Source organism: Hymenobacter sp. UYCo722 (assembly GCF_040547115.1).
Taxonomy (GTDB): domain Bacteria; phylum Bacteroidota; class Bacteroidia; order Cytophagales; family Hymenobacteraceae; genus Hymenobacter.
The window spans coordinates 712,856-729,337 of sequence record NZ_JBEPPC010000001.1 but is presented as its reverse complement, the minus strand read 5'-3'; the positions used below and the strand labels follow the sequence as shown (position 1 = coordinate 729,337).

At 57.0% G+C, this 16,482-nt stretch carries 15 protein-coding genes; 5 read left to right on the top strand and 10 right to left on the bottom strand.

The window, feature by feature from the left end:
* Positions 1–4 precede the first annotated feature (4 nt).
* Entirely contained in the window at positions 5–2,254 is a 2,250-nt protein-coding gene (locus ABIB44_RS03210; RefSeq protein WP_354583179.1) for an ATP-dependent helicase, read from the bottom strand.
* 102 nt (positions 2,255–2,356) lie between these two features.
* On the opposite strand from ABIB44_RS03210, the gene ABIB44_RS03205 reads away from it, so the two are divergent.
* Complete coding sequence (locus ABIB44_RS03205; protein WP_354583178.1) at positions 2,357–2,938, top strand: DUF3109 family protein; 582 nt, start codon at positions 2,357–2,359, stop codon at positions 2,936–2,938.
* 104 nt (positions 2,939–3,042) lie between these two features.
* Here the strand turns inward: ABIB44_RS03205 and ABIB44_RS03200 are convergent, their stop codons facing one another.
* Positions 3,043–3,501 (bottom strand): peptidylprolyl isomerase, encoded by a 459-nt coding sequence (locus ABIB44_RS03200; RefSeq protein WP_354583177.1) that lies wholly within the window; start codon positions 3,499–3,501, stop codon positions 3,043–3,045.
* A 196-nt stretch (positions 3,502–3,697) separates the two neighbouring features.
* Here ABIB44_RS03200 and ABIB44_RS03195 point away from each other — a divergent pair, with 196 nt between their 5' ends.
* Positions 3,698–4,330 (top strand): fasciclin domain-containing protein, encoded by a 633-nt coding sequence (locus ABIB44_RS03195; RefSeq protein WP_354583176.1) that lies wholly within the window; start codon positions 3,698–3,700, stop codon positions 4,328–4,330.
* A gap of 100 nt (positions 4,331–4,430) precedes the next feature.
* Here the strand turns inward: ABIB44_RS03195 and rsgA are convergent, their stop codons facing one another.
* From rsgA to ABIB44_RS03170, 5 genes are all read right to left on the bottom strand, one after another.
* On the bottom strand, positions 4,431–5,402 hold the full coding sequence (gene rsgA / locus ABIB44_RS03190) for a ribosome small subunit-dependent GTPase A (protein WP_354583175.1): 972 nt from the start codon (positions 5,400–5,402) through the stop codon (positions 4,431–4,433).
* Complete coding sequence (locus ABIB44_RS03185; RefSeq protein WP_354583174.1) at positions 5,399–6,652, bottom strand: 3-deoxy-D-manno-octulosonic acid transferase; 1,254 nt, start codon at positions 6,650–6,652, stop codon at positions 5,399–5,401. The genes rsgA and ABIB44_RS03185 overlap by 4 nt, the downstream gene beginning before the upstream one ends.
* 47 nt (positions 6,653–6,699) lie before the next feature.
* The gene (locus ABIB44_RS03180) at positions 6,700–7,284 is read right to left on the bottom strand and encodes a peroxiredoxin (RefSeq protein WP_354583173.1); all 585 of its coding nucleotides are present in this window, start codon (positions 7,282–7,284) and stop codon (positions 6,700–6,702) included.
* A 194-nt stretch (positions 7,285–7,478) separates the two neighbouring features.
* Positions 7,479–8,252 carry an enoyl-CoA hydratase-related protein gene (locus tag ABIB44_RS03175; RefSeq protein ID WP_354583686.1) on the bottom strand — a complete coding sequence of 258 codons (774 nt, stop codon included), beginning with the start codon at positions 8,250–8,252 and terminating at the stop codon, positions 7,479–7,481.
* 94 nt (positions 8,253–8,346) lie between these two features.
* Positions 8,347–9,663: an aspartate kinase gene (locus ABIB44_RS03170; protein ID WP_354583172.1), complete on the bottom strand. Its 1,317-nt coding sequence runs from the start codon at positions 9,661–9,663 to the stop codon at positions 8,347–8,349.
* A 217-nt stretch (positions 9,664–9,880) separates the two neighbouring features.
* Here ABIB44_RS03170 and fbp point away from each other — a divergent pair, with 217 nt between their 5' ends.
* Complete coding sequence (gene fbp / locus ABIB44_RS03165) at positions 9,881–10,894, top strand: class 1 fructose-bisphosphatase (protein WP_354583171.1); 1,014 nt, start codon at positions 9,881–9,883, stop codon at positions 10,892–10,894.
* A 103-nt stretch (positions 10,895–10,997) separates the two neighbouring features.
* Here the strand turns inward: fbp and ABIB44_RS03160 are convergent, their stop codons facing one another.
* From ABIB44_RS03160 to yihA, 3 genes are all read right to left on the bottom strand, one after another.
* Positions 10,998–11,618, bottom strand: a complete 621-nt coding sequence (locus tag ABIB44_RS03160; RefSeq protein ID WP_354583170.1) for a DUF5606 family protein — start codon at positions 11,616–11,618, stop codon at positions 10,998–11,000.
* 114 nt (positions 11,619–11,732) lie between these two features.
* Entirely contained in the window at positions 11,733–12,182 is a 450-nt protein-coding gene (locus tag ABIB44_RS03155) for an energy transducer TonB (protein WP_354583169.1), read from the bottom strand.
* 82 nt (positions 12,183–12,264) lie between these two features.
* Positions 12,265–12,885: a ribosome biogenesis GTP-binding protein YihA/YsxC gene (gene yihA / locus ABIB44_RS03150; RefSeq protein WP_354583168.1), complete on the bottom strand. Its 621-nt coding sequence runs from the start codon at positions 12,883–12,885 to the stop codon at positions 12,265–12,267.
* Between the two features lie 429 nt (positions 12,886–13,314).
* Here yihA and ABIB44_RS03145 point away from each other — a divergent pair, with 429 nt between their 5' ends.
* Together ABIB44_RS03145 and ubiE are read left to right on the top strand one after the other, a co-directional pair.
* A complete protein-coding gene (locus tag ABIB44_RS03145; RefSeq protein WP_354583167.1) occupies positions 13,315–15,573 on the top strand; it encodes an OmpA family protein in 2,259 nt (752 codons plus the stop codon).
* A 177-nt stretch (positions 15,574–15,750) separates the two neighbouring features.
* Complete coding sequence (ubiE, locus tag ABIB44_RS03140) at positions 15,751–16,479, top strand: bifunctional demethylmenaquinone methyltransferase/2-methoxy-6-polyprenyl-1,4-benzoquinol methylase UbiE (RefSeq protein WP_354583166.1); 729 nt, start codon at positions 15,751–15,753, stop codon at positions 16,477–16,479.
* Positions 16,480–16,482: the final 3 nt, after the last annotated feature.

Here is a 16,482-nt window from a genome sequence, read left to right as displayed (position 1 = left end):
AGGACTAATGCACCCGCAGCTTGGCAAAGCTCAGCAGCAGCACTTTTTCGCCCACCTCCTCAAACTGGATAGTGGCTTTAGTGGTCCCCTGCTGAGTTTCGAGCGCGCTCACCGTGCCGAAACCGAATTTGGCGTGCTCTACGCGCTGGCCGGTTTGCAGCTTGGAAGTGTCGGAAGGGGTGAAGTCGGCCGGGGCTACGTAGTTGGTGGCCTGCACCTTGCGTGGCGGCGTGGGCACCAGGTTCGAGCGCCGCTCAAACACGTGCTGGAACGGGCCCGGCTCGCCCGTGCCCGGCCCGGCGGCAAACTTGAAATCTACGAACCGCGGGTCAATCTCATCCAGAAAGCGGCTTTTCTCGCAGCTGCGCAGGTTGCCCCACTGGTAGCGCGAGGTAGCGTAGCTCAGCGTCAGCTTCTTTTCGGCCCGCGTAATAGCCACGTAGAACAGCCGGCGCTCCTCTTCCAAGTCGGCCCGCGAGGTAATCATCATCTGGCTCGGAAACAGGTTTTCCTCCATGCCCACGATGTACACGTTGCGGAATTCCAATCCTTTCGCGGAGTGAATGGTCATTAGCGTCACCGCTTCGCCCTCCTGGGCCGCGTCTTTCAGGTCCGAATCTGTCACCAGGGCAATATCCTGCAGGAAAGCTCCCAGGCTTTTATCCTCACGCTCGGGGTCGTCCACGTATTCCTTAATGCCGTTGAGCAGTTCCTGAATGTTTTCGTAGCGCGACAGGCCCTCAATGCTTTTATCGGCATACAGCTCCTCCAGCATCCCGGAGTTTTTGGCGATGAATTTGGCCGCCTCAAAGGCATCCTCCTTCTCGGCAATCACCATGTAGCTCTTGATTTTTTCAGCAAAACCCACCACCGGGTTGCTCACCCGCGCCGCCATAAACTGGTCGGCGTTGGCCACCACTTCCCACAGCGTGTGGTTAGCCTCATCGGCCGTGGTAATGAGTTTACTGATGGTGGTGTCACCAATTCCGCGCTTTGGGTAATTAATTACCCGACGAATAGCCTGCTCATCGTTTTGATTGACCGTAAGGCGCAGATAAGCCACCAAATCCTTGATTTCCTTGCGCTGATAAAACGACAGGCCACCAACAATTTTATATTTTATATTTAATTTCCGCAACGATTCTTCCATCGCGCGGCTTTGCGCGTTGGTGCGGTAGAGAATGGCAAAGTTGTCGTACGACAAGTGACCGTTCATCTTATCCTCGAAGATGGAATTGGCCACCAGTTTGCCTTCCTCGTTATCCGAAGCGGCTTTCAGGACTTCAATCAACGTACCTTCCTCGTTTTCCGAAAACACGTCTTTGCGTAATTGCGCCTGGTTATTTTTGATAACCGAATTCGCCGCCCAGACGATATTTTTCGTGGAGCGGTAATTCTGCTCCAGTTTAAATACCTGCAATTCGGGGTAGTCTTTCTCGAAATTAAGAATATTCGAAATATCTGCGCCGCGGAAGGCATAAATACTCTGCGCATCGTCGCCCACTACGCAGATGTTCCGCTCCTTTGCTGCGAGCTTGCGCGTGATTAGATACTGCGAATAGTTGGTGTCCTGGTACTCGTCCACCATCACGAACTTGAACATGTTCTGATACTTGTTCAGCACATCGGCGTGGTCGCGAAACAGCACGTTGGTGTTGAAGAGCAGGTCATCAAAATCCATGGCCCCGGCCTTGAGGCAGCGCTGAAAGTACTGCTGGTAGATAGCCCCGATTTTAGGCCGCAGCGCCGCCTCGTCGTCGGCCTTAATGGTTGGGTCGTTCAGGTACTGGTTGTGCGAAATCAGCTTGTTTTTGGCGGCCGAGATGCGGCCCAGCACCAGGTTGGGCTTGTAAAGCTTGTCGTCGAGCTCCAGCTCCTTCACAATCTGGCCAATCAGGGTTTTCGAATCCTGCGTGTCGTAAATTGTAAAGCTGCGGGGGAAGCCGATTTTATCGGCCTCGGAGCGCAGAATTTTAGCGAAGACGGAGTGAAAAGTGCCCATCCAGAGGCTGCGGGCCGCCGGGCCAACTACCTTTTCCACGCGGGCGCGCATTTCTTTGGCGGCCTTGTTGGTGAAGGTGAGGGCGAGGATGTTGAACGGGTCGACGCCTTTTTCGAGCAGGTTGGCGATGCGGTAGGTGAGTACCCGGGTTTTGCCCGAGCCAGCGCCGGCGATAATCATGCACGGGCCTTCGGTTTGCATCACCGCGGCACCTTGCGACGGATTCAGGAGGGAAAGATAATCTAGAGCCATGTGCGAAATAAGCCGCCTTTTGGGCGGGTATACAAAGGTACGGAGCCCTGGGCAGGGGTGGGCCATCATTTCGGGCGCGCGCTGCCGGGGTTATCTTTGTAAATGATTATTATTCAGGAAACGGTCATTTCCGACGACATCGCCGATAATTTTTTCGTCTGCAACCTCGAAGCCTGCAAGGGGGCCTGCTGCGTAGAGGGCGACCTCGGCGCGCCGCTCGAGGAGCCCGAACTGAAGATTCTGGAGCAGGAGTACGCCAACATCAAGCCCTTCCTCACCGAGGCCGGTAAAGCCGCCATCGAGGCGCAGGGCCTCTACATCAAGGATTGGGAGGGCGACTTCAGTACCACGACGATTGAGGACAAGGAGTGCGCCTATGCCCTGTGGGACGAGCGCGGCATCCTGAAATGCGGCATCGAGCAGGCCTACCTGGCGGGTGCTACTACCTTCAAAAAGCCCATCAGCTGCCACCTGTACCCCATTCGCATCACGAAATACGAAGGGTTCGACGCCCTGAATTACGACCGCTGGAATATCTGCAATCCGGCCTGCGACTTCGGTGGCAAGCTGGGCGTGAAGGTGTACCAGTTTCTCAAGGAGCCGCTTATTCGCAAATATGGCGAAAACTGGTACGGCCAGCTGGTGCAGGAAATCGAGCATCCTACTCCGGAAGGGAAGAAGTAGGGCCCGGTGGGGTATCCGACAAAAGAGAACGTCATGCCGGGCGTGGTCGAAGCAATGCTTCGGCTGCGCTCGGCATGACGTTCTCTTTTTATGCAGGAGGCCGCTTACGCCTCCGTCACCACGATTTTCTCGATTTCGTCGTTGGCCTGGATTTTATCAATTACCTCCAGCCCGTCCACCACTTTGCCGAATACCGTGTGCACGCGGTCGAGGTGCGCGGTGTTGTCGCGCGAATGCACCACGAAAAACTGCGAGCCGCCGGTGTTCTTGCCGGCGTGTGCCATGCTTAGCGCCCCGCGCTCGTGGTATTGGTTGCCGCCGCTGGTTTCGCAGTCGATTTTGTAGCCGGGGCCGCCGGTGCCGGGCTGGCCCTTAGCTCCTTCGCGGGTATTGGGGCAGCCGCCCTGAATCACGAAATTCGGGATGACGCGGTGAAATTTAAGGCCGTCGTAGTAGCCTTTTTGGGCGAGTTCGGTAAAGTTTTTAACGGTGTTCGGAGCATCCTGCTCGTAGAACTCAACTTTCATTACTCCTTTTTTGGTGTGGATTTCGGCAGTTTTCATGAATTGCGGATTTTTAGCGGATTAAACAATTTTTCCGGCAGCTACTGCTGCTTTCGGCGGGCGAAGGTAAGAATTTGGCGGGCTTGCAAAACATCCGAGGCCGGTAATTGCTTCGTAAGCTCACAACCGTAAGTACACTTACGGCGTTTATCGTTTTCCGCTTACCTAAATTCTTTTCTTTCAAGCCATCTGTTTCATGAAAAAATCATTTGCTCCCCTGTTGGCAGCCCTCGCCACGACCCTGATGCTGGCCAGCTGCAGCTCCGAAACCGCCAAAACGGAGGTGGCCACCACCAGCACCGTTAACCCCGCCGATTCGATGGCAGCTATGGCCGGCGACTCGGCCCGCATGGCAAAGCCCGAAGGCGTAATGGTAGACGGCGTGGCCATGACGGCCGATAAGGACATCGTTGACAATGCCATGGGTGCCAAAAGCGTAAGCACGCTGGTGGCCGCCGTGAAGCAGGCTGGCCTCGTGGAAACGTTGAAAGGCGCGGGTCCCTTCACGGTATTCGCCCCCACCAACGCTGCCTTCGATAAGCTGCCCAAAGGAGCCGTAGCCGGCCTGATGGACCCCGCCAGCAAAGCCAAGCTGGCCGGTATACTCACCTACCACGTCATCCCCGGCCGCCTGGTGGCTGCCGACCTGAAAGATGGCCAGGAGCTGACCACCGTGAACGGCGAGAAGCTGCACGTGATGGTGAAAGACGGCAAGGTGATGGTGAGCAACGGCAAAGACGCCCCCGCCACCGTGCAAATCGCCGACGTAATTTCGAGCAACGGCGTTACCCACGTAATTGACGGCGTGGTGCTGCCCACGGGCAAGTAATCGTAGCGCTGCATAAAGAAAGAGGCGGGTAGAATGGAGAGTTGCCCATTGGGTACTTCTTCATTCTACCCGCCTCTTTCTTTGTTCAGCACCCGTGCCGTTAGTGCCGGTTATCCTCGCCGGCAAGCATGCTCAGGTAGCTGTCGTAGCGCGGCAGGGCGATGCGGCCCTGGTCTACCGCTTCGCGCACGGCGCAGCCGGGCTCGTGGGTGTGCTGGCAGTTGTGGTAGCGGCACTGGCCCAGCAAGGCGCGAAACTCGGGGAAGTAGCCAGCCAGCTCGGCCGGTGGCAAATCCACGAGGCCCAGCTCTTTGATGCCGGGGGTGTCGATGATGTAGGTACCGGGGCGCACTTCCAGCATCTCGGCGAAGGTGGTGGTGTGCACGCCTTTATCGGAGAACTCGCTGATTTCGGCCGTTTTCAGGTCGAGGTCGGGCACCAGGGCATTGATGAGCGTGCTTTTGCCCACGCCGGAATGCCCGGCCAGCAGGCTTACCTTACCGTCGAGCAGCTGGTCGATTTCGGCTACGCCCTCGCCAGTAGTAGCGGCGCAGGTGCAGCTGGGGTAGCCCAGGCTGGCGTACATGCCCGCAATTTCGGCCTGATACCCGAAGCCTTCCTCGTCGTACAAGTCCGTTTTATTGAAGAGCAGCGTGACGGGAATGTGGTAGGCTTCGGCCGTTACCAGAAACCGGTCGATGAAGCCAAACGACGTAGCTGGCGATACCAGCGTGACGACCAGCATGGCCTGGTCGAGATTAGCGGCCACAATGTGGACGTGGCCGGTTTTGTGCACCGAGCGACGCACGATGTAATTGCGGCGCGGGGAAATGTACGAAATCACCCCCGCCCCCTCGGTTTGAGTTTCGATGCTGAAATCGACAAGGTCGCCTACGGCCAGCGGGTTGCTGGCTTTCAGGCCTTTTATTTTGAATTTGCCGCGCAGCCGGCAGCGGTACAGTTCCCCGGTTTCGAGGCCGCGCACCACGTACCACGAGCCCGTGGATTTTACCACGATGCCGTGCAGCAGGCCCGTGGGGCCATCGGGAAGGTAAGTGTCAGCGGTTTTCATGGGGCGGGAGTGAGGTGGCGCAGGGCGGCCATGATGGTGCGCGTGGCCCCGGCCTGGTCGTGCACGTAGTCGAGAATGGTGTCCTGCAGCCGCAGGCGCGCATCGTCGGTATTCCACAGATAGGTAAAGGCGGCTTCCAGCTCGGCCCCATTGTGCACGGGGAAGGCCCCTTTCATCTCCACCAGCTCCACCGCTTCCTGAAACTTGGCGTAAGCAGGCCCGAAAAACAACGGCAGACCGAAAGCCGCCGCTTCCAGCGTGTTGTGCAGGCCCTTGCCAAATGCGCCGCCCACGTAGGCGTACTCGCCAAAACGGTAGAGCTGGCTCAATAAACCCACGTTGTCGAAAAGCAGAATACGCGCCTGGCCCACGGTGGCCGCCTCGGCCTGCGAGTAGCGCTGCACCGGACCGGGTAGCAGGGCTTCCACCTGGCGCAGGTTGGCTTCGGTTACTTCGTGCGGGGCCAGCAACACGCGGAGCTGGCTGCCGTAGCGCTCCAGCAGCGGGCGCAGCACGGGCAGGTCCTCATTCCAACTGCTGCCCACCACCAGTACCGGCGCACTGTCGGCCACAAAGGCATCTACCAGGGGCAGCGAGCGGGCCGGAGCCAGTGCGGTGGCCACCACGGTGTCGAAGCGCGTATCGCCGGCCACACTTACCTTTTTCAGCCCCACCTCAAGAAGCAGCTTGGCCGAGGCCTCGTTCTGCGTAAATATGTGGGTGAACCGTCCAAGAATCTTGCGAAAGAAGCCGCCCCATGGCTTAAAAAACACTTGCTCGGGCCGGAAAATTGCCGATACTACCACCGCCGGAATGCCCCGCTGAAACGCTTCGTTTAGAAAGTGGTACCAGAATTCGTACTTCACGAATACTACCAGCCGGGGCTGCACCACCTCCAGAAAAGCGCGGGCATTGGCCCTTGTGTCCAGCGGCAGGTAGAAAATGTAGTCGGCACCAGGCCAGCTCCGGCGCACCTCATAGCCTGAAGGCGAGAAGAACGTGAGCACGACTTTGGAGCCCGGATGGGCCTGCCGGTAAGCGTCAATCAGCGGGCGGCCCTGCTCAAATTCGCCCAGTGAAGCACAATGGAACCACACGCGGGGCGCGGTATCGGCCCCAATCGTGTGGCGGATGTGGGCCAGCAGGCCCCGCCGGCCGGCTATCCAGGCGGCCGCTTTGGGCACGAACGGCGCTAACAGCCGGAGCAGCAGGCCGTACAGGCCCAGGGCGATATCGTAAATGAAAAGCAAGCCTCAAAATTACGCCATCGGCGCGCAGTATGCGATTTTGGTTGTCACTACGCGTCCTTATCGGCTTTCCAGTCTACGGGGCAGGCTTCGCCGTTATTCTCATAATATTGCAGCGCGTCAATCATGCGCAGGGCCTCGTTGAGGCTGCGGCCCAGTGGCCGGTCGTTCACCAGCTGGTGGCGCACGATGCCGTCCTGGTCAATTAAAAACAGGCCCCGGTAAGCCATGGGTGAGCCCACGTAGGTCATTTCACCCTCGGGCGTGTAGTCGTAGTGGCCACCCAGCACATCGTAGTTGGCCGAGATGGTTTTGGTGGCGTCGGCCACCAGCGGATACCGCACGCCGGCAATGCCCCCCTGGTCGCGCGACAGCTGCTGCCAGGCCAGATGCGCGTACTGCGAGTCGGTAGAACAACCTACCACGGCTACGTTGCGCTCCTCAAACTCAACCAGCCGGTCCTGAAACGCCAGAATCTCGGTGGGGCACACTTTGCTGAAATCGGCTGGGTAAAAGTAAAACAGCACGTGTTTTTTGCCCAGGTAGCGGTCGAGCGAAAAGTCTTCTTCTATTTTGCCATCTACCACGGCGCTGGCACGAAAGGAGGGAGCGCGCTTGCCTACGAGTACTGCCATGTGTTTTTAGGGTGTGGGGGTGTGGGGGGTAGGAGTGAGGTAAGGTTGGGCGTGTACGGGATTTACCAAAAGAACGTCATGCCGAGCGTAGCCGAGGCAACTCGCTCGCTTCGTGGCAATGCATTAGATTACTGCTGCACGCGAGATGCCTCGACTACGCTCGGCATGACGTTCTTTATCCATCATTATGCAAATTACCGCCCCTTAAACTCCGGCTTGCGCTTCTCTACGAACGCGGCCATGCCTTCTTTCTGGTCTTCAGAGGCAAACGTGAGGTAGAAATTCTTGCGCTCGAAGTGCAGTCCTTCATCCAGGTGGGTTTCAAAAGCGCGGTTCACCGATTCCTTGGCCAGGCGGGCGGCTACCGGGCTCATGCCCGCGATGGTAGCGGCCAGGCGGTAGGCTTCTTCTAAGTACTGGCCCACGGGCACTACCCGGTTCACCAGCCCTGAACGGTGCGCCTCCTGGGCCGAGATGAATTCGCCGGTAAGCACCATTTCCATGGCTTTGACCTTGCCTACGGCGCGCGTCAGCCGCTGGGTGCCGCCGGCTCCCGGCATGGTGCCAATGCGGATTTCGGGCTGTCCGAACTGCGCTGTTTCCGAGGCTACCAGCAGGTCGCAGGTCATGGCCAACTCGCAGCCACCGCCCAGCGCGAAGCCCGACACGGCCCCAATCAGCGGCTTGCGGAACTTGCGAATCTGGTCCCAGGTGCTGAACTGGTCGGTAATCAGCATGTCGATAGCCGTTTTGCCGGCCATCTGCTTGATGTCGGCCCCGGCCGCGAAGGCCCGCTCGTTGCCCGTAATAATAACCACCCGTACCGCCTCATCTTCATCTAAGGCCTTTAGCGCGTCGCGGACTTCGAGCATCAGCTGTAGGTTCAGGGCGTTGAGCTCTTTGGGGCGATTGAGCTGGATGAGGGCCACGCCGGGGCGGGACTGGGGAGTGACGAGGATGAATTCCATGAAGTAGGAGTGGTGAGATTTGAGGTCTGGAAGCACATCATGCTTCGGCTGCGCGGACGCCAGATGAAGCATGACGTTTTCGGATTTCGTTCAGCTACGCCGCGCACACAAACTGAAACGTGCCGCGCGTGCGCTGCTCCAGTAGCAGCCGCTTGCCTGCCGTAAGCGTTGCAATACTGGCCGAATCATAATTTTTAATCGTGAACAGCAGCAGTCCCGTGTTGTAGTGCAGCAGAAACTGCTCGCGCAACAAATCGAGCAACTGATGAACCCGCCGCTGCGAGAAATCGACGCAAACCGAGAAGCTGATGGCCGAGTTCTGCATCACGTTAATCTTGAGCTTGGCCTGGGCCAGGGCCGCAAAAATTACCGCCAGGTTCTCCTCGGAGATAAACGAAAAGTCCTTGCTGGCGAAGGAAAGCAGGCATTGGTCGGTCTTGCGGATGAAGGCCGGGGCCAACGCCGGGTGCTGGCAGTCGTGGATAAGCGTGCCCTCGGCCTCGGGGTCCAGAAACGATTTTACGCGCAGCGGAATGTTGCGGTCGGCCAGCGGCTTCAGGGTTTTGGGGTGGATGACCGACGCGCCGTAATACGCCATCTCGATGGTCTCGCGGTAGCTGATTTCGGGATAGCGCACAGTATCCGGAAATATCTTGGGGTCGGCGTTGAGCAGGCCCGCCACGTCCTTCCAGATGGTGACTGATTCGGCCCGCAAGCAGTAGGCCAGGATGGCGGCCGAATAGTCGGAACCCTCGCGGCCCAGGGTAATTGGGAGGCCGAAAGTTTCCGTACCACCCGTAAATCCTTCGGTCACAAAAATTTTTGCACCTGCTGCTAATTCCTTTTCTACAATGTATCTCGTTCGCGTTTCCGTTACAGACCAATTTACCTTGCCTTCGCGCCAAGTTTCGTCTGTACAAATGACCGATTGAACTGGCATATAGTGCACTGCGACAGCGGACACAAAATAAGTCAGCGCAGTTCTGACTAACAGGACAGAAAACCGCTCACCAAAGGATACTATTTTATCGTAGCCCTGGTCGTACGATTCAGGTTTATGAACAAGCTTCATAAACTGCATTTCCTCCGTTAATTCTAAAACAAGCTGCTGCAATTGCTCCCTTAGCTGCGACAGCTTTACCATCGGAATCAGGGCAGCTAACTCAACACATGCTCGTTCATGATAAGCTGTTAAACTTTCCATTTGCTGCGCCCAGTCCTGCCCTGAATACGCCAAATCGTAAATCTCCTCCAGCGCGTTGGTTGTTTTGCCCATCGCCGACACCACTACCACCAACGGCCCCTTGGGCCCAAAGTCCCGCACAATGCGGCAGAGGTTAAGAATCGCCGCCGCATCCTTCACCGACGCCCCACCAAATTTGTATACCTGAAGTCCCGGTATTTTCTCCATAGGCCCCAAAAGTAGCGCCGCCGACCGCAAATGCGGTTTTTGGGTATTCCGCTACGGCTCCGAAGTGTTCGGCCAACTGCCCAGGGTATTACGCTCACGATTTGCGGTTCTTCATCGCCCGGCAACCGATTGCGCGCGCCGCACGGTAACTTTACGGCCCCCGGCTAGTAGCTTTGTGCTGCGTTCCCGCCCACCATTTTGCTATCTGATTTCCTCTATGGACCACAATAAACTGGCCCTGCCCGTCGGCACTACCCTCGACCGCTTCATTATGCGCAAGCAGGAAGACTTCCCCTACGCCACTGGGGAACTCTCGCAGCTACTGCGCGATATCGCCTTGGCTGCCAAGATTGTCAACCGCGAAATTAACCGTTCCGGCCTCATCGATATCGCCGGAGCCTACGGCAGCCAGAACGTGCAGGGCGAGGACCAGCAGAAGCTCGACGTCATCGCCAACATTCGTTTTATTCGGGCCCTGCGCAACGGCGGCGAAGTCTGCACCGTCATCTCCGAAGAAGATGATGAAATGATTCAAACTGGCAACAACCAAGGCAAGTACGTGGTGGCTATCGACCCGCTCGACGGGTCGAGCAACATCGACGTGAACGTCAGCATCGGTACTATTTTCAGCATCTACCGTCGCGTGTCGCCCACCGGCCGCGAAGGCACCACCGCCGACTGCATCCAGCCCGGCACCCACCAGGTGGCCGCTGGCTACGTCATCTACGGCTCCAGCACCATGATGGTGTACACGACCGGCAATGGCGTGAACGGCTTCACTTATGAGCATTCGCTGGGCGAATTCTTTCTCTCGCACCCCGATATTCAGACCCCCAAAACCGGAACTGTTTACTCCATCAATGAGGGTAGCTCCGACTCGTTCTCCCCTGGTGTGGCTGCCTTCGTGCGGCAGTGCAAAGCCCAGAGCTTCTCGGCTCGGTACATCGGCTCGCTCGTAGCCGATTTTCACCGCAACCTGCTCAAGGGTGGCATCTACGTGTACCCCGCCACCGCCAAAAATAAAACCGGTAAGTTGCGCCTCATGTACGAGTGCAACCCCTTGGCTTTCATTGTAGAGCAGGCCGGTGGCAAGAGCAGCAATGGGTATCAGCGCACCATGGAAATTGAGCCCAAAGTGCCGCATGAGCGTTGCCCCGTTTTTATCGGCAGCAAAGAGCTGGTCGAGCAGGCCGAAGCCTGCATCGCTGAGGAGGTGGTTGCCGCTTCCTAGCCAGCTGCCCTAAGGCGTTTGGCACCACAAAAGCCCAGCCCACAAAAAAGCCGCTCCGGATACCGGAGCGGCTTTGTTGTTTATTTTCTTATAAACCCGGATATTACTCAGCTTTTCTGCGGCTTTTCTTAGCGGGTGCAGCTGCCTCAGGGTTGCCTTCGGCGGTTGGGGCTTCGTCAGGGGTACCAATCACACCGCCAGTGCTCAATGGTTCTCCGGCGGCGGGCTCTTCCGTTTTGGGGGCCTTGGCCTTCTTGGCTTTGGGAGCGGGCGTTTCGGCGGCGGTATCGGCTTCGGCAGCTTCTTCGGCAGCGGGTGCTGCTTCGGCGGCAACGTAGGGGCGGTGCTTGCTCACAATGCCGTACCAGGATGCCAGCTTCTTGATGTCGGACAGGTACACGCGGTCGCGGTCGTAGTCGGGAATTACGCTGGCCAGAAAGTCGGTCAGCTCGCTCTCGCTCGACTTGGCCGTAACCGGCGACGCCGCACCGTGCTTTTGATGAATGCGCTCGAAAACTTCCGTCAGCGGCACGGTTTCGTCGGCATCCTGGGTATAAATCGAAATTTCGGACAGCAGCGACACCTTGTTGCGGGCCGGCGCCAGCGTGCGGGTGGCTTTCTCATCGAGGCTTTCGACGAGCACGCCATGGCGTGCGGCACGCACCAAGCGGTACAGGCCGGGCATGCCGCTGATGGCGGCTAACTCTTGCAGTTCGTAGGGCATTCTCTTTTCAGTTAACAATTAACAGTTAGCAAAGAACAAGGGGCGCTGAGCGCCGCAATGCGGTGCAAAGAAACGACATTATTCATTGCGGCTTACTGTTGGTGGCGCATGGGCCTACTCGGTAGCGTTCGAAGCCGTGCTGCCCAGCTTAAAGGTGATGGGCAGGCTGGTAAGAATCGGATACTCGGGCTTTTTGAACTTCAGCAGGCGCACCACGCGCAAAGCTTCCTCACCGGTGCCACCACCCACTTGTTTCACCAGCTTGATGCCGGACAAAGTAGCGTCGGGATTTAAGGTGAAGCTCACAATGCACTGGCCCTGAATACGATTGCGCTTGGCCATGAGTGGGTAATTCAGCTCTTTAGCGATAAAGTCGTACATGGCCGTCTGGCCGCCTTCGTAATATTCAGCTACCGGAATAACCTTGCCTGCCGAAGCAATGCCGGTGCCCTTCTCGGCCGGGCTTTTGGGAGCGACGGGGGTTTGGGCCAGCGCCGGAGCGGCAGCGGCTAGCAGTAGCCCGAGTGCCAGTGGCGCAATGGCGGAAATGTGTTTAGCGAACATAATAAGTAGGAATGAAGCGAATGAGCGGACGCGAATGAAACCTGCATGCAGGCCGTGCGCCAAGGGCAATTACGGGGCCAAACTACGCCCCGGTAGCGGCATCAGCCGCCCATTGTTTGTTTATTTCGGCAATAAAATCCAACACTTCCTCGCGTCCCCGCGCGGTTTCGGCCGAGGTGAGGAAATAGCGCGGCAACTCATCCCAGATTTCGCTCATCTTGCGCAGGTATTCGGTTATCAGAACCTTGGTTTGGGCGGTCGACTGCTTGTCGGTTTTCGTGAAAATCATCACAAACGGAATGCCTTCCTCGCCCAACTTCTCCATGAATTCCAGGTCGGGAGCCTGTGGAGCGTGGCGCGAGTCAATCAGCACGCACACGCACATCAGGTTCGGGCGGTGGCGCAGGTAATAGTTTATCATCTTGGCCCACTCGGCGCGCGACACCTTACTTACTTTGGCGTAGCCGTAGCCCGGCAAATCGACCAGAAACCAGTCATCGTTGATAACGAAATGGTTTATCAGCTGCGTCTTGCCCGGCGAAGCCGAGGTTTTGGCCAGCCCATTGCGGCCCGTGAGCATGTTGATAAGTGACGATTTTCCTACGTTGGAACGGCCGATAAAGGCGTATTCCGGCAGCGAGGGAGCAGGGCAGAGGTCGGCCCGGGAATTACTGGTCAAAAAGCGGGCATCGCGAATAATCATAGGTAGCGGGCACCAGAAATGAAAAAAATAATGGACCGCAAAATTACATCCTATCCCGCTGCCGACTCCGTAGTTAAAAAAAACCCGGCTCAGTTGCTATTTCGTTGAGGCTTCTATATTTGCGCCGTCCCCCGGCTTGTCAGTCGGTGTCGCTCCCCCCAACCAGACTGTTTCTGAATGGCTCTAAAACCCTTGTTTTGCCGGTTTCGTACACAATCAGCCTATCTTTGCCCGCCAATAGTGACGACGCAAGTGGCAGGGCTGCCCGCAAATAGACGGTTACCTTCAGCGTAATTCGGCATAAAGCCCTAACCCTGCGGCTATTTTTCAGTATAAGCCCAAAATTGACCGCGGCGGCGGTCGTCCGTTTGGGCCGCATTCTCTTCTATAATTCCTTCAGAAATTTCTTTTTCTCAAACCTCTCCTCCAATGGACAACTTATCCAGAAGGTTACTGCAAGCGTCGTGCGCCGTTGCCCTCACCGCCTCCGTGGCTGCTCCGGCTCAAGCGCAAAGCACCCGCAAAGACCTCAAGACCGGCAACAAGTTCTTCGAGCAGGAAAACTACCGCGCTGCCATTCCTTACTACGAAAAAGTATTGGCTAAAGACCCGAACAACGCCAAAGCGCTGTTCAATGCAGGTATTTCTTATATGTCGTTCGACAAGGAGAAGGCCAGCGACTACATCTACAAAGCGCAGAAGCTGAAGCCGAAGGTTTCGAAGGACGTGGACTACTGGCTCGGTCGGGTCGACCACCTGAACTACAACTTCGACGAGGCCATTGCCCACTACCAGGCGTATAACGTTACGCTGAAGAAGAATGACCAGCGCAAGGAAGAGCTCTCCCAGCTCATCATGCACAGCAAAAATGCTAAGATTCAGTTCAACTCGCCGAAGGACATCTTCGTGAAGAATCTGGGTCCGTCCATCAACACGCAGTACTCGGAGCACAGCCCGGTTATTTCGTCGGATGACAAGGTGCTCATCTTCACTTCGCGTGGTGAGAACGTAACCGGTGCCAGTGGCAACGTGAGCGACAAAAAGAATAAGAGCGTAGCCGCCGACGGTGAGTACTACGAAGACATCTTTGAATCGACCCGCATCGATGACGAGAACTGGCAGAAGCCCCGCTCGCTGAGTGGCGTGCTGAACGGCAAAGGCCACGACGCTTCGACCCAGCTGTTCGACAATGACTCGAAGCTGTTGATGTATCGTAACGATAACAACGGCGATATCTTCGTGTCGGACAAATCGGGTGGCGACTGGAGCGCTCCCAAGCCGCTGGATGGCAACATCAACTCAAAGGCTTACGAAGGCGACGCTTTCATTTCGCCCGATGGGTTGTCGTTGATTTTCGCAACCGGTAAATACTCGGAAGATGGCACGCTGGACTTGTACCAGTCGACCCGTACCGCTATGGGCACGGACTGGGGTCCGGCTCGCTCGCTGGGCGCCAACATCAACACCAAGTACGACGATGACAGCCCCTACGTAAGCAAGGATGGCAAGACACTGTACTTTTCGTCGCGCGGCCACAACACCATGGGCGGCTACGACATCTTCAAATCGGAGTATGACGAGGCTGGCCGCAAATGGGGCCCGGCCCAAAACATGGGCTACCCGGTGAACACGCCGGACGATGACTCCTACTACCGCCTGAGCCCCGATGGCTCGTACGCCTACCTGAGCTCGTACCGCATTGGCGGTTACGGCGAGAAGGACATCTACACCATCAACTACATCAAAAACGCCAACATCATTGGCAAGGTGTTCTCGAAGCGCGACAGCACCACGGTGATTCCCGGCGTGGAGTTGGTGTTCAGCGGGCAGCAGGCCGACAAAACGGCGCTGAGCTTCCGCGACGTAACCAAGCCTGATGGCGCTTACCAGGTGGCCGTGCTTTCGGGCCGTACTTACCAGGTAGCCGTGAGCAAGGATGGCAAAAACATCGAAACGCAGGAGTTCCCGGTGCCCGTGTCGACCAACGACTCGACTACCATTACCAAGAACTTCTACGTTGATTACATTGATACGACGTCGGCCGGCATGGCCTTCAAAAATATCTACTTCGATACCGATAAGTACAAGCTGCGTCCGGAGTCAATTACCGAGTTGAACAACATTAGCCAGGTGCTGACCGCCAACACCGGCATGAACATCTCGATTGAAGGCCATTGCGACTCGCGTAATACCGACGAGTACAACATGGTGCTCGGCCAGAACCGCGCCGATGCCGCCAAAACCTACCTCGTGAAGCAGGGCATTGCTGATTCGCGCCTGACCACGGTGAGCTACGGCGAGCGTCGTCCGGCCGCGCCGAACGATTCGCCCGAAAACATGCAGCTGAACCGTCGCGACGAGTTTAAGGCCGTGCGTGCTGAAGGCTCGATGGGCACTGGTACGACCGGTACCGGCACGATGGAAACCGGTACGATGGGCACCAGCACTTCGACGACGACTGCCCCGACCCCGACCACTGCTGCTCCGCTGACTCCCGGCAAGAGCAAGGTAAAAATGGCTGACGGCACCAAAGTGAAAACCAAGGTAGACGAGGACTCGGACAAAGTGAAGGTGAAAACCAAAGGTCCGGACGGCAGCGAAACCAAGACGAAAACCCAGAACGGTGAAATTGACGCCAAGGCGAAAGATGCCAACGGCGAAAAGACTAAAGTGAAGACCAAGAACTAATTCGGTTTTTGTCACTCCACCCACGGGGAAGCGGGCCGGGCACCATGCCTGGCCCGCTTTTTTTGTGGCCTTAGCGCTAAGGCAGTGGTATTTGCCTATTGGCCTTAACAAACCGTTGGGTTTGGGCGTTGCAGGAGTATAATTTTTCCGCTTCACTTCCGTTCTTTGCGCCCACACATGGCCGTCGTACCCTACAAAGACAATTCCGCCGATAAGAAATCGCAGGTTGCCCAGATGTTTAATTCCATCGCGGGCAAGTACGATTTCCTCAATCACTTTTTGAGTGCCGGCACCGATATTTACTGGCGCCGCAGGGCTGTTGATGAGCTTAAAGCGCTGCGCCCGGCCCGCATTCTGGATATTGCTACCGGCACTGCCGATTTCGCCATCGAGACGCTGCGCGCCGCCTCGCCCGATGCCCAAATAACAGGCGTCGACATCTCGGAAGGGATGCTGGAGGTGGGTCGCCGCAAGTTGGCCTCAAAGGGCCTCGGCCACCGCATTCAGCTGGAGCTGGGCGATTCGGAAAACCTGCCGTTTGAGGATGGGGAGTTCGATGCCGTGACGGCATCGTTTGGTGTGCGCAACTTCGCACACCTGGAAAAAGGCCTGGCCGAGATGCGCCGGGTGCTTCGGCCGGGCGGCAAGCTGGTGGTGCTGGAATTCAGCAAGCCCACGGCGTTTCCGCTCAAGCAAGCATATAATTTTTATTTCAGCCGGGTGCTGCCGGTTTTTGGCAAGATGATTTCCAAAGACCAGTCTGCTTATACCTACCTGCCCGAATCGGTGCAGGCTTTCCCGGACGGCCCCGAATTTTTGGCGATTCTCGTTAAAGTCGGCTTCAAAGAACCTGCATGGCAACCCCTCACTTTCGGCATCAGCTCCATTTACACGGCGCACAACTAATTC

Bases quoted from the DNA above. Each gene is read 5' to 3' on its own strand.
- ABIB44_RS03210 (WP_354583179.1), bottom strand. From the start codon at position 2,254: ATGGCTCTAGATTATCTTTCCCTCCTGAATCCGTCGCAAGGTGCCGCG.
- ABIB44_RS03205 (WP_354583178.1), top strand. From the start codon at position 2,357: ATGATTATTATTCAGGAAACGGTCATTTCCGACGACATCGCCGATAAT.
- ABIB44_RS03200 (WP_354583177.1), bottom strand. From the start codon at position 3,501: ATGAAAACTGCCGAAATCCACACCAAAAAAGGAGTAATGAAAGTTGAG.
- ABIB44_RS03195 (WP_354583176.1), top strand. From the start codon at position 3,698: ATGAAAAAATCATTTGCTCCCCTGTTGGCAGCCCTCGCCACGACCCTG.
- rsgA (WP_354583175.1), bottom strand. From the start codon at position 5,402: ATGAAAACCGCTGACACTTACCTTCCCGATGGCCCCACGGGCCTGCTG.
- ABIB44_RS03180 (WP_354583173.1), bottom strand. From the start codon at position 7,284: ATGGCAGTACTCGTAGGCAAGCGCGCTCCCTCCTTTCGTGCCAGCGCC.
- ABIB44_RS03175 (WP_354583686.1), bottom strand. From the start codon at position 8,252: ATGGAATTCATCCTCGTCACTCCCCAGTCCCGCCCCGGCGTGGCCCTC.
- ABIB44_RS03170 (WP_354583172.1), bottom strand. From the start codon at position 9,663: ATGGAGAAAATACCGGGACTTCAGGTATACAAATTTGGTGGGGCGTCG.
- fbp (WP_354583171.1), top strand. From the start codon at position 9,881: ATGGACCACAATAAACTGGCCCTGCCCGTCGGCACTACCCTCGACCGC.
- ABIB44_RS03160 (WP_354583170.1), bottom strand. From the start codon at position 11,618: ATGCCCTACGAACTGCAAGAGTTAGCCGCCATCAGCGGCATGCCCGGC.
- ABIB44_RS03155 (WP_354583169.1), bottom strand. From the start codon at position 12,182: ATGTTCGCTAAACACATTTCCGCCATTGCGCCACTGGCACTCGGGCTA.
- yihA (WP_354583168.1), bottom strand. From the start codon at position 12,885: ATGATTATTCGCGATGCCCGCTTTTTGACCAGTAATTCCCGGGCCGAC.
- ABIB44_RS03145 (WP_354583167.1), top strand. From the start codon at position 13,315: ATGGACAACTTATCCAGAAGGTTACTGCAAGCGTCGTGCGCCGTTGCC.
- ubiE (WP_354583166.1), top strand. From the start codon at position 15,751: ATGGCCGTCGTACCCTACAAAGACAATTCCGCCGATAAGAAATCGCAG.